This window comes from Fundidesulfovibrio sp. YSD1 (assembly GCF_055397115.1).
Genome location: NZ_AP043666.1, coordinates 753,780 through 766,032, shown reverse-complemented (window position 1 = coordinate 766,032; position 12,253 = coordinate 753,780). Strand labels below are relative to the sequence as shown.

9 protein-coding genes are annotated in these 12,253 nt (G+C 67.1%); 4 read left to right on the top strand and 5 right to left on the bottom strand.

Annotation, left to right across the window (positions count from 1 at the left end):
* The first annotated feature begins 32 nt into the window (after window positions 1-32).
* The 3 genes from dnaG to ACZ5V4_RS03600 all read left to right on the top strand — a co-directional run bounded on the left by dnaG (window position 33) and on the right by ACZ5V4_RS03600 (window position 3,963).
* Complete coding sequence (gene dnaG / locus ACZ5V4_RS03610) at window positions 33-1,766, top strand: DNA primase (RefSeq protein ID WP_464316811.1); 1,734 nt, start codon at window positions 33-35, stop codon at window positions 1,764-1,766.
* Window positions 1,763-3,535, top strand: a complete 1,773-nt coding sequence (gene rpoD, locus ACZ5V4_RS03605) for an RNA polymerase sigma factor RpoD (protein ID WP_464316810.1) — start codon at window positions 1,763-1,765, stop codon at window positions 3,533-3,535. Before dnaG ends, rpoD begins: the two co-directional genes overlap by 4 nt.
* A 143-nt stretch (window positions 3,536-3,678) precedes the next feature.
* Window positions 3,679-3,963 carry an EF-hand domain-containing protein gene (locus tag ACZ5V4_RS03600; RefSeq protein ID WP_464316809.1) on the top strand — a complete coding sequence of 95 codons (285 nt, stop codon included), beginning with the start codon at window positions 3,679-3,681 and terminating at the stop codon, window positions 3,961-3,963.
* A gap of 73 nt (window positions 3,964-4,036) precedes the next feature.
* On the opposite strand, the gene ACZ5V4_RS03595 is transcribed toward ACZ5V4_RS03600, so the two are convergent.
* The 4 genes from ACZ5V4_RS03595 to ACZ5V4_RS03580 all read right to left on the bottom strand — a co-directional run bounded on the left by ACZ5V4_RS03595 (window position 4,037) and on the right by ACZ5V4_RS03580 (window position 10,107).
* Window positions 4,037-5,857: an ATP-binding protein gene (locus ACZ5V4_RS03595; protein WP_464316808.1), complete on the bottom strand. Its 1,821-nt coding sequence runs from the start codon at window positions 5,855-5,857 to the stop codon at window positions 4,037-4,039.
* Between the two features lie 286 nt (window positions 5,858-6,143).
* A complete protein-coding gene (locus ACZ5V4_RS03590) occupies window positions 6,144-9,158 on the bottom strand; it encodes a proline dehydrogenase family protein (RefSeq protein ID WP_464316807.1) in 3,015 nt (1,004 codons plus the stop codon).
* Between the two features lie 70 nt (window positions 9,159-9,228).
* Window positions 9,229-9,678 (bottom strand): Lrp/AsnC family transcriptional regulator, encoded by a 450-nt coding sequence (locus ACZ5V4_RS03585; RefSeq protein ID WP_464316806.1) that lies wholly within the window; start codon window positions 9,676-9,678, stop codon window positions 9,229-9,231.
* Window positions 9,679-9,870: 192 nt separating this feature from the next.
* Entirely contained in the window at window positions 9,871-10,107 is a 237-nt protein-coding gene (locus ACZ5V4_RS03580; protein WP_464316805.1) for a hypothetical protein, read from the bottom strand.
* Window positions 10,108-10,430: 323 nt separating this feature from the next.
* Here ACZ5V4_RS03580 and ACZ5V4_RS03575 point away from each other — a divergent pair, with 323 nt between their 5' ends.
* The gene (locus tag ACZ5V4_RS03575) at window positions 10,431-10,790 is read left to right on the top strand and encodes a response regulator (RefSeq protein ID WP_464317807.1); all 360 of its coding nucleotides are present in this window, start codon (window positions 10,431-10,433) and stop codon (window positions 10,788-10,790) included.
* A gap of 172 nt (window positions 10,791-10,962) precedes the next feature.
* Here the strand turns inward: ACZ5V4_RS03575 and ACZ5V4_RS03570 are convergent, their stop codons facing one another.
* Window positions 10,963-11,991: a sigma-54 interaction domain-containing protein gene (locus ACZ5V4_RS03570; protein ID WP_464316804.1), complete on the bottom strand. Its 1,029-nt coding sequence runs from the start codon at window positions 11,989-11,991 to the stop codon at window positions 10,963-10,965.
* Between the last annotated feature and the right edge of the window lie 262 nt (window positions 11,992-12,253).

Genomic DNA, 12,253 nt, shown 5'->3' with positions numbered 1-12,253 from the left:
TAGCTTGTCCGCAACCCGAACGGGCGAGATTCATGAAGACCGATCCCAGGGCCATCCAGGCTCTCAAGTCCCGGTTGAACATCGCCGACCTGGTCAGGCGGTACATGGAGCTCAAGTCCGTCGGATCGCGGCTTGTGGGGCTCTGCCCGTTCCACAACGAGAAGACCGGGTCGTTCAGCGTCAACCAGGAAAAGGGCGTCTTCTACTGCTTCGGCTGCCAGGCTTCGGGGGACGTGATCGATTTCTACTGCCGCATCAACGGCCTGGACTTTCGGGAAGGTTTGGAGCAATTGGCTCGTGAGGCGGGTATCGCCTTGGCCGAATTCAAACCGGACCCCCAGGAGGCGCAGCGGCTGCGCCTGAGGCAGGCCGCGGGCGACATGCACGCCCTGGCGCGGGACTTCTACCGCGACTGCCTGCGCGGCCCGGCCGGCGAAGGGGCCAGGCGGTATCTCGAACGGCGCGGGGTGAGCGCCGAGATGGCGGAACGCTTCCAGCTGGGCTTTTCGCCGGACGACTTCCACGGCCTGGAGCGCGTGCTGACCTCCAGGGGCTTCAAGCCGCACGACGCCGTGTCCGCCGGGCTTCTGGCGCGCGGCGACGACGGGCGGGTCTGGGACAGGTTCAGGGGCAGGCTCATGTTCCCCATCCACGAGGTCTCCGGCAAGGTGGTGGCCTTCGGCGGGCGGGTCATGGGCGAGGGCGAGCCCAAGTACCTGAACAGCTCGGACTCGGTGGTCTACAAGAAAGGCGAGCATCTTTTCGGACTGCACCAGGCGAGGCCCCATCTTTCCCGGGCTGGCCGCGCTCTTCTCACGGAGGGATACCTGGACGTGATCGCGCTGCACCAGCACGGTTTCCCCGAGGCCGTGGGCGTGCTCGGCACGGCGCTGACGCCCCAGCAGGTGAAGCGCCTGACGGGCTTCATCCGCCAGGTCACGCTGGTGTTCGACGGCGACCCCGCCGGGGAGAAGGCCGCGCTGAGGAGCGCGCAGATGCTCCTCTCCCAGGGAGCGGAGTGCCGCGTGGTGCTTCTGCCCCAGGGCGAGGACGCCGACAGCCTGCTGAAATCCGGCGGGGCGGAAACGTTCAAGGGATTTCTCGATTCGGCGCGCGAAGGGCTCGATTTCTGCCTGACCACCATCAGGCGCATGCGCTCCTCCAAGGAGGTGGTGGACTGGGCCCTGGAATTCCTGGACGGCCTGCCGTCCGACCTGATGCGCGCGGGGCTTTTGACCCGCCTGGCCCACGGCCTGGGCATAGGCGAGCACGAATTGCGCAACCTGGCCGCCTCGCGCTTAAGCCGCGCGGGCAAGGCCGCCGGGGCCGCGAGCCCGGAGGCGGCGCGGCGCACGCGGCCGGTGAGCGCGGAAGCCAAGAAGGACGCACAGATACTTGAATTCGCCATCCGCTGCCCGTCGCACATTCCGGAGCTTGAGCGGATGGGCATCTTCGAAACCCTGGCCACCGGGAGGGCCAGGGCTTTTTGGCGTCTTCTCGCCCAGTTCGGCCAGTACGACGTGCTGCCCTACCTGGACGAGAAACAGAAGAGTTTCTGGGGACAATGCGCCAGCAAGCCGCCCCTCTCCGAAGCGGAAGAGGCGAACTGGTGGCAGGACATAACGGCCCATGCCTCACGCGCGTGGGCCGATGCGCACAAGCGCGAACTCATAGAGGCCATGCGTTCGGCGCGCGACCGGGGCGACTCCGCCGAGGAGAAACGCCTCATGGCCGCCTTCAGCGAGCTTGTGGGGAGGAATCAGTGAGCAACATCAAGGACATCCAGCAGATCAAGACCCTCATCGCCAAGGGCAAGGAAAAGGGCTTCCTCACCTTCGAGGAAGTCAACAAGGCCTTGCCCACGGAGCTGTCCGCCAATCCGGACCAGATCGAGGAAGTGATCTCCATCTTCGACTCCATGGACATCGCCATCGTCGATTCCGAGAAGGAGATGCGCAAGATCGAGGTCATGCCCACCGAGGGCGAAGAGGCCCCGGACGAGGGCGGCCTCGAACTGACCGAGTCCGAGGACGCGCTGGACTACTCCGCGCGCTCCACCGACCCCGTGCGCATGTACCTGCGCGAGATGGGCGCGGTGCCGCTTCTCGACCGCGACGGCGAGGTGACCATCGCCAAGAAGATCGAGAACGGCGAGATGGAGGTGCTCTACGCCCTGGTGGAGGTCCCCGTGGCCCTGGAGGAGCTCATCCAGGTGGGCGAGGACCTGAAGATCGGGCGCATCAAGCTCAAAGACGTGGTCAAGACCATCGAGGAGGACGACCCCTCCGAAGACGAGATGAACCAGCGCTCGCGCGTCATCCTCCTGCTCGACGAGCTCAAGGCCATCTTCAAGAAGCGCCGCAAGGTCTACGGCAAGCTCGACTCCTGCGCCTGCCTGGAGCGCCGCGTGGCGGGCGTGCAGCGCGAGATCATGGCCTTCAAGGACGAGGTGGTGGGCCGGCTTCGCGACATCAAGCTGGAGAAGACCCTCATCGACCGCGTCATCGAGACCGTCGAGGACTACGTGCGCCAGATGCACAACTGCCAGCGCGACCTCTCGGCCTACATCCTCTCCACGGGCAAGACCCAGGTGGAGATCCAGGGCCTCTTCCACCAGCTGGAGGCCCGCGAGATCAACCCCATGGTCGCTGCCTCCGCCCTGGGCATGACCGTGGAGGAGATCTTCTCCTTCAAGGAAATGATCCTGGCCAAGATGGAGATCCTCCACCGCCTCCAGGACAAGTGCTGCCACCACGTGCCCGACCTGGAGGAAGTGCTCTGGCGCATCAAGCGCGGCAACAACGCCGCCTCGCGCGCCAAGCAGGAGCTCATCCGCGCCAACCTGCGCCTGGTGGTCTCCATCGCCAAGAAGTACACCAACAGGGGCCTGCAGTTCCTGGACCTGATCCAGGAAGGCAACATCGGGCTCATGAAGGCCGTGGACAAGTTCGAGTACCAGCGCGGCTACAAGTTCTCCACCTACGCCACCTGGTGGATCAGGCAGGCCATCACCCGCGCCATCGCGGACCAGGCCCGCACCATCCGCATCCCCGTGCACATGATCGAGACCATCAACAAGCTCATCCGCACCTCGCGCTACCTCGTGCAGGAGCTGGGGCGCGACCCCACCCCCGAGGAGATCGCCGAGCGCATGGATTACCCGCTGGAGAAGGTCAAGAAGGTGCTCAAGATCGCCAAGGAGCCCATCTCCCTGGAGACGCCCATCGGCGACGAAGAGGATTCGAGCCTGGGCGACTTCATCGAGGACAAGAAGGCCCTGGCCCCGGCCGAGGAGGTGGTGAACACCAAGCTCACCGAGCAGATCGCCCGGGTGCTCTCGGACCTCACCCCCCGCGAGGAGCAGGTGCTGCGCAAGCGTTTCGGCATCGGCGAGAAGAGCGACCACACTCTCGAGGAAGTGGGCAAGCTCTTCAACGTCACCCGCGAGCGCATCCGCCAGATCGAGGCCAAGGCCCTGCGCAAGCTGCGCCACCCCGTGCGCAGCCAGCACCTGCGCAGCTACTACGAAAGCTAGGCCGCGCGTAAACGCGAACACGCGAGCGCCGGGCGGGATGACCGTCCGGCGCTTTTTTCGTCCGCGTAACCGGCGCGTCGCGCCCCGCGACTCCAGGGGGAACCGTCCGGAAAGCCCGGGCGGGAACACCCTGGAGGAAAACCATGTCGAAACGACTGATCGCCTTTGCCGCGGCCGCGCTCCTGACCCTGTGCGCCGCTTCCGCCTTCGCCCAGGAAGCGGGCAAGCACCGCTTCTTCGACCGCATCGACGCCAACTCCGACGGCTCCCTGACCCGCGAGGAGATTCAGAAGCAGTTCCCCAAGTTCACGCAGGGGAACTTCAAGCAGGCCGACGTGAACGGCGACGGCAAGCTCTCGCTGGAGGAATGGCGGGGATTCGTGAAGGCCAGGAAGGCCGAGCGCAAGGCAGGTACTGGAGCGATGTAGCGGAGCCGGGCAATCGACCGGCCCGGGGGGAGGGCGGCGATAGCCTTCCCCCACCGGCCGGGCGGACGCCCTTTCAGGTCCGGCCGCGCCTGCCCGAGGCCAGGGCCTCGGCCACGGCCCTGGCCAGGTCGTCCTTTCCGGCGGGCTTGGGGAGGTAGCCGTCGAAGCCAGCGGCCAGGAAGCGTTCCCTGTCGCCGCCCATGGCCTGGGCGGTGAACGCCAGCACGGGCAGCTCCCGGCCCTGCCCGCCGGGCAACTCGCGGATGGCCTCAAGCGTCCGTACCCCGTCCATCCCCTCCATGCGCACGTCCATGAGCGCCACGTCGAAGCGCCCCGCGCGCACGGCCTCCAGGGCCTGCGGGCCCGAGGCCACGGCCGTTACCGCATGCCCGAGCTTTTCGAGCATGGCCTTGGTGGCCAGGCGGTTCACCTTCTCGTCCTCCACCAGGAGCACCGCGCCCGCCCTCGCCCCGGGTTCGGGCCGGGGGGCGAAGCCGGCCTGGCCCGCGCCCTCGGGGGCCGGGCGCACCGGGATGCTCAGGTAGAGCGCGCACCCCTGGCCCGGGGCCGTGTCCACGTTTATCTCCCCGCCCATCATCCGCGTGAGCCTGCTCACGATGGCCAGGCCCAGCCCGGCCCCTTCGCGCCCGCTCCCCGCTGCGGCCTCCAGCCTGGTGAACGGCGAGAAGACGGCGCTCAGGTGCTCCGGCGCGATCCCAGGCCCGTTGTCTCGCACCTCGAAGACCAGGACGCGCGGCCGCAGCGGGTCCGGGTGGGTCACGGAGTACGCGGTCAGGGAGACTGACCCCTCGTCGGTGTATTTCACGGCGTTGCCCAGGAGGTTGATGAGCATCTGCGCGAGCCTGCCCCCGTCGGCCAGCACGGGTTGGCGGACGCTCGGGTGGATGTGCGTCTTGAGCTCCAGGCCCTTGCGCGCGGCCTCCTTGGCGAAGAGCCCGGCCACGGATTCGGCCACGTCCGAGGGTCGCACCGGGGCAGGGACGAGCTCGTAGAGGCCCGACTCCACCCGCGAGAGGTCCAGGATGTCGTTGATGATGGCCAGGAGCTTGCGGGAGGACTCCAGGGCCATGTCGGCGCGCTCCGCCTGCTCTCGGGGCAGGGGCGCCTCGCTCAAAAGTTGGAGCATGCCCATGAGGCCGCTCAGGGGCGTACGCACCTCGTGGCTCATGGCCGCCAGGAATTCGGACTTGGACCGGCTGGCGGCCTCGGCCGCGAGCCGGGCCTCCACCGCGCTGGCGTGCAGGGCCGCGCGCCTTTCGATCTGATGGGAAACCAGGGAACGGCCGTACAGGATGCCCGCGCACCCCACGATCCACAGGGCCAGGAGCACCTGGGCGTGGCGCTCCATCTCGGTGGCGTGCAGTTCCATGAAGGAGGCCATGGGCACGGACACCGAGATGCCCCCGCGCACGTCACCCAGCTTGTAGCCCTGCCAGGCGTGGCATTTGAGGCAGCGCTCCTCGGCAATCACGGCGCGCATGTAGCGCAGGTGCGAGGAGCCGTTCAGGTCGGCGACCTCGCTGACCTCCTGTTTTCCCCTGCTCATGTCCTTGAGAACGCGCGCCTCCCATTCGTCCGGGGAGTTTCCCGGCCGGACGGGGTTCAGGCTCGTGATGTGGCCCTTGACCCCGTAATCCGCGCCTTCCATCTCCTGGACCTGGCGGGTCATGTAGGCCGGGTTGACCAGCGTGAGCACCCGGCCGTCAGTGGTGGTGACCACCTTGCCGGGCGCATCCAGGTACGGGTTTGGCTGCATGGACTCCGTGACCGGAACGTAGACGCCTCCGTGCGTCGCGTTCCAGCGACGGTAGGCGAGGTCCTTGTCGTAGTTCGAACGTGCAATTCCTACTGCGATGGTGGTTATTCTATCCATTTCGCGACAAGAAAGAAAGTAGAAGGCGTTCGCGAGGATTATTGTCCAGGCAACGAGAAGGGCAAGGCTGAAGCGTTTTAGAGTGACGGATTCCCGTGTCTGTTCGCTCATTGAATAATCATAATGAAAAGGTGCTCCATGGTAAAGTGGGCCTTCGATTTCACAGTTGATGAATCCGGTGGAATTGTTCCGGAAAAGGCGCGGGAGGCGACGGCGCGCCGCGCACGAAAAAAGCCGGATGCCCGCGCGGGGCATCCGGCCGTGAAGCGGGCGGGGCCAGGGCGGATCAGGCCAGCCAGTCGTCGTCCTCCCCGATGGGTGTGAAGCCCCGGCGCAGGGTGTTCTCGCTGACCACGCGCGGGTCCATGAACTGGAGCAGGTAGTCCGGGCCGCCAGCCTTGGAGCCCACGCCCGACATCCTTGCTCCGCCGAAGGGGTGGCGCTCCACCAGCGCGCCGGTGATGTTGCGGTTCAGGTACAGGTTGCCCACGCGGAACTCGCGCCGGGCCTTCTCCAGGTTTTTCGGGCTTCTGGAGAACACGCCGCCGGTGAGCGCGAAACGCGAGTCGTTGGCCATGGCCATGGCCTCGTCGAAGTTTTTCGCCCGCATCACGGCCAGGACCGGGCCGAAGACCTCCTCCTGGGCGATGCGGTGTTCGGGCCGGATGTTCTCGACCACCACCAGCGGGGCGTACCAGCCCGGGCCCTGGGTGACGCGCTCCAGTGCCACGCGCCCCTCGGAGCGCGCAATGGCCGCGTACTGGAGCACCGTGTCCATCTGGCCCTTGTCCGCCACGGGCCCCATGAAGTTGGCCGGGTCCTCGGCCGGGCCGATCTTGAGCGACGAGCAGGCCGCCACCAGGCGCTCCATGAAGCGGTCGTAGATTTCGTCCAGCGCCACGAGCCGCGAGAGCGCCGAGCACTTCTGGCCCTGGAAGCCGAAGGCCGAGTAGACCGCCGCAGTCACGGCTTCGTCCAGGTCCGCGTCGTCGTCTATTATCATGGCGTTCTTGCCGCCCATCTCGGCGATCACGCGCTTGCAGTTGGCCTGGCCCGGGGCCACTCGCGCGGCCTTCTCCATGATCCTGAGCCCCACCTCCATGGAGCCCGTGAAGGCGACGACGCTTATGTCCGGGTGCTCCACCAGGCAGTCGCCCATTACAGAGCCCCGGCCCGGGCAGAAGTTGAACACGCCGTCCGGCAGCCCGGCCTTCCTGAAGATGTCCACCAGCCCCCTGCCGGTGAGCGCCGAGATGCCCGAGGGCTTGTAGACCACGCAGTTGCCCGCCACCATGGCCGCCGCCGACATGCCGCAGGAGATGGCCAGGGGGAAGTTCCACGGGGCGATCACCGCGCACAGGCCCTTGGGCTCGTAGAACAGGTGGCTCTGCTCGCCCGGGGCGCGGCCCATGCGCCGGGGCGCGCCCAGGCGCAGGGCCTCGCGGGCGTAGTACTCCAGGAAGTCGATGGCCTCGGCCACGTCGTTGTAGGCCTGGTCCCACTGCTTGCCCACCTCCAGCACCTGGATGGCGCAGAGGTCCGCGATGGTCTCCCGGGCGATGGCCGCCGCGCGCAGGAGCACCCCGGCGCGCTCGGCAGGGCCCGCGTCGCGCCAGGCCGGGAAGGCCTTTTTCGCGGCCGCGACGGCCTGCTCCGTCTCCCGGATTCCGGCCTGGCAGACCAGGCCCAGCACCTCGGAGGGGTCGGCCGGGTTGGTGGAGGGGACGCGGTCGTCCGTGAGCACGTCCCGGCCGCCGATGAAGAGCGGGCAGACGCCCCCGGCACCGGAGCGCACCTTGGCGATGGCCTTGGGGAAGGCCTCGCGCAGGCTTTTTTGCGTGAAGTCCGCCAGGGGGAAGTTGGCGAAGCCGTCCAGGCCTCCCGGGCCCTTGGGCGCGGGCCTGGGCGGCGCGGCCTGGGAGAGCTCGCGCTCGAGGGTCAGCGCCGGGTTCTCCAGAAGCCTGTCCTCGGCCTCGCCCTCGGCGAAGGTCAGGCGCAGGAAGGACTCGTTGGCCGTGTTCTCCAAGAGCCTGCGCACTAGGTAGGCCATGCCCGGCAGCAGCTCGCCGTAGGGGCAATAGAGCCTGACGCGCCCCGCCACCTTGAGGAGCCCCTTGCGCACGGGCTCGGCCATTCCGTAGAGCGCCTGGAACTCGTAGCGGCTCTCGGGCACGCCAAGGGCCCGGGCCGCCTCCATGACGAAGCTTATGGAGCGGATGTTGTGCGATGCGCACTGGAAGTAGATCAGGTCGCTGTTTTGGAGCACCATGGCCGAGCAGCGCTCGAAGGCCAGGTCGGACTCGGGCTTGCGCGTCCACACCGGGATGTCCCAGCCCATCTGCCTGCTGACCACGGTCTCGTAGTCCCAGTACGCGCCCTTCACCAGGCGGATGCCCATGGGCAGGTTGTTGGCCCTGGCCCAGGCCAGGAGCGCGCGCAGGTCGTCCTCGGTCTGCCTGAGGTAGCACTGGAGCACCACGGAGAGGTGCGGCCAGGCCACGAACTCGGGGTCGGTGCGCAGCCGCTTGAACAGCTCGATGGTCATGTCCTTGTACTTGAGCTGCTCGATGTCGATGCACAGTGCCCCGCCCATGGCGATCACCATGCGGTAGATGGGGCGCATGCGCTCGAGTATCGCCTCCACCGAGCCCTCGAAGTCCGCGGGTTTGGCCTGGGAGTAGAGCGCCGAGGGCTTGATGGACACGTTCACCCTGGGCGCGTGGCCCCAGTCCAGGCCCTGCGCGCCGGACCCCAGGGGCTTCCAGGAGCCCTGCTCGCGGGCGATGGCCTCCAGCACCTCCAGGTAGCCGTCGCGGTAGGCCTGGGCCTCCTCCTCGGACACGGTGGCCTCGCCCAGGAGGTCCACGGTGAAGGCGAAGCCGTCCTTGCGGATTTTGGCCAGGTTCTTCACGGCCTCGCGGGTGTTCTCGCCCACGATGAACTGCCTGGCCATGCCCTCGATGTTGGAGCGGATGGCCTTGCCCATGACCTTGGCCGCCACCGCGCCCAAAAAGCCCGACTTCTCCGCGCCCCACTTGAGCACGGCCGGGATGTCGCCCGAGCCCGCGCCCGTGAAGTACTCCTCGATGTGGCGCTGGAGCGAGTCCGCGGAGTTCAGGTAGGGCAGCACGTCCACGAAGCGGAACAGCTGGACCTTGAAGTCCTCGTTTCGCATGGCCCAGTCCATGACCTTGCCGGTCCAGAAGCCCTTGTTGAAGACGGACGGGGCCTCGCCCCTGATGCTCGCGAAGAACTCCTTGCCGCGCGCCGTGATGGCCTGGTCGATTCCCTCTGGAAGCATGGGTCTTTCTCCTGGATGAAACGCCCTCCGGGGAACGCCCGGGGCGGGAGGTCGTGGTTCGCCGGGCCTTCTAGCCCACGGGCATGACGCCCGTTTCCTTCACCGTCTGGAGCACCACCGTGGAGTTGGTGTCGCGCACCGTGGGCAGCGCGCCGATGCGCTTGAGCAGGTCCGCCAGGGCGCGCGGCCCTGCCACGCGCACCTTGATCAGGTACGCGGCCGAGCCCGCGGCGTAGTGCACCTCCATGACCTCGGGCAGGGCGGCCAGGGCCTCGCCCGTGTCGGTCGCGCCCACGGGCTCCTCGGTCTTGACGAAGGTGAACGCCGTGAGCGTGAGCCCCAGGGCCTCGGGGTCGATGCGGGCCTCGTAGCCCGCGATCACGCCCCGGGCCTCCAGCTTGCGCACGCGCTCGAGCACGGCCGAGGGGGCCATGCCTACGGCGCGGGCCATGTCCGCGTTGGACGTGCGGGCGTTCTGCTGAAGTATCGTCAGAATTTGCTGGTCGATTTCGTCGATCATTCTGTTTGCCTGCCTGTTGACGGGATAAAATTCGATTTTGACCAGGATGTCAATGGAGGGCGGAAAGGCGTGACCGCCTCCGGGGTCGGGGAGACTTGAAAATGTGACGGCAAGGTTCGTGGCGGGCCGGGGACGGTCCGCAAGGGAGGGGCGGACGACGCGCGCCCGGCGGGAAGGGTGCGGGGATGCGGGTCAGCCCGTGTCGCGGTTGCGCACGTCGCTTCGCCAGGGGTTGAGCGGGGCGCAGCAGCCCTCGCCCATGGCCAGGAGCTCCCTGAATTTATTCTGGGAGGACAGGCCGCAGCGGTAGAGCTTCAGGGAGTCGTCCCAGGCGACCTCCGGGCAGCGTTCGCGGTAGCCGTGCAGGATGCGCGATTCGACGCACTGGTCAGTCAGGCAGCACCAGCCGCAGCCGACGCAGGAACTCAACAGGGAAGCAGGTTCGCTGCTTGGTCAACGGGCCTGACCTCGCCCCGGCGGGGGAGGGCCGCCGCGCTGCTGAAGCGCGGCGTGGAAGGGGAGCTTTTCGAGGGCATGGCAACGGCTAACACCGGGGGGAGCAAAGCGCAACGGGCGTTTCCCGGCGGCCGTGAGCCCTTGTGCCGCAAGGAGGAACCCGGCGCTCCGTTCTCTCATCGAAGAGTAGGGATTTCCCCTCTGGACGACTCCCCTCCTGGTTCACGTATACCGCCAATCAGCGGGGTCCTGGGGAGTTGCCGGATGCACTCTGGGAGCGGTCATTCGTGAAGATCATGCTTATCGAAAACGACGCAGTGAGCGCCAACCACATCACCGAGATGCTCAAGAAGGTCGGGCACAAGGTCATGCTGGCCAGGGACGGCTCATGTCTGCCGGAGGTCCTGGGCTCGGCCCAGGTGGACATGGTCATCACCGACATCTTCCTGGACTCCACCTCCGGGCTCCAGGTGGTGCTGGACGTCAAGGACATCGCCCCGGGGGTGAAGGTCCTGGCCATCTCGGGCGGCGGCAGGACCCTCAACTTCGACTACCTGGACTACGCCCTGGAGTTCGGCGCGGACGCGGTGATGCGAAAGCCCCTGGACGAATCCAGGCTCATCAGCCTGCTCGACCAGTTCTCCACCACCTGCTGAGGGATTTCCCTTCGCCTGACGGCCGGCGCTTCCGGGGTTTTCCCCCGCGAGGCTCTGGCCGTTCCGCATTTATTTCGATCCCGAGCCCGGCCTTTCGCCCCCGAAGCCGCGCGCCTTTTCCTGTTCGCCCGGGCGCGGCAAGAATTTGCCGCAGCCGCGCGGCGGGCCACCCTCACTTCAGGTGCCGGGAGAGCACCATGCCGTATTCGCTTATCTTGTAGCGCAGGGTCCTGGGCGAGATGCCCAGCGTCTGGGCCGTGAGCCCTTTGTTGCCCCGGCAGTGGCGGAAGGCCCTGACGATGGCCCGCATCTCCGCGTCGCGCACGGCCGCCTCCAGGGTCATGCTTTCCGGCGCGGGGTCCTCCATCTGGCTCTGGGCCCCGGGGTGCAGCTCGGCGGGCAGGTCCTCCGGGCCGATGACGCCGCCGGGGTTCACGAGCACGAGGCGCTCGATGAGGTTGCGCAGTTCGCGCGCGTTGCCCGGCCAGGCGTAGCCCGTGAGGATGGACAGGGCCTCGTCCGAGAGGCGCATGCCGGAACGGTGGTAGCGGTGGCTGAAGTGGTCCACGAAGTGCGCGGCCAGCACCGGGATGTCCTCCCGGCGTTGCCTGAGCGGCGGCAGGAACACGGGCACCACGTTCAGGCGGTAGAAGAGGTCCGCCCGGAAGAGCCCGGCCTTGACCATCTCCAGCAGGTTGCGGTTGGTGGCGGCAACGATGCGGGCCTCGAAGGGCAGGTCCCGGTCGCCGCCCAGGCGCCTGAACGTGCGCTGCTCGAGAACGCGCAGGAAGTCCGCCTGGTTGTTGGGCGGGATCTCGCCCACCTCGTCGAGAAAGAGCGTCCCGTCGCCGGCCAGCTCGAAGCTGCCGCGCTGCTGGCGCGAGGCTCCCGTGAAGGCCCCGGCCTCGTGGCCGAAGAACTTGTCCGCGAAGAGCTCGTCCTTCAGCACCCCGCAGTTGATCGGCACGAAGGGCTTCTCGCGCCGGTTGGACATGGCGTGGATGAGCCTGGCGAAGAGCTCCTTGCCGGTGCCCGATTCGCCCTGCAGGAGCACCGGCGCGTCCGAGGTGGCCACCTGCGAGGCCAATTGGTGGGCCTCGCGCATGGCTTTCGAGCCGATGAGCACGGCGGTGACGCCGCCGCCCTCTGCGGGCAGGTCGTCCAGGTCCAGACGAATCGGCAAATTTTTGCCGCTACTCATGTGTTCCTCCTGACACCGTTTTACGGTGTCCGAGCGGGGAGGAAAAACAATGCCGCTCACGTTTCCGGCTACTCTTTCCCTTCGAAAAAGGGAAGCGGTTTGCGGCAATGTTTTGCCGATAGCGGCAAACGGTTGCCGCACGACGCCTTTCGGCTGTTTTTTAATATACTGAAATAACAACGATTGTGTCTGGTACGCTTCTTGATTGTTCCGGAAATAACAAGCGTGGGGCGTGCCGCCGACGGTTTCGCCGGACGGATCC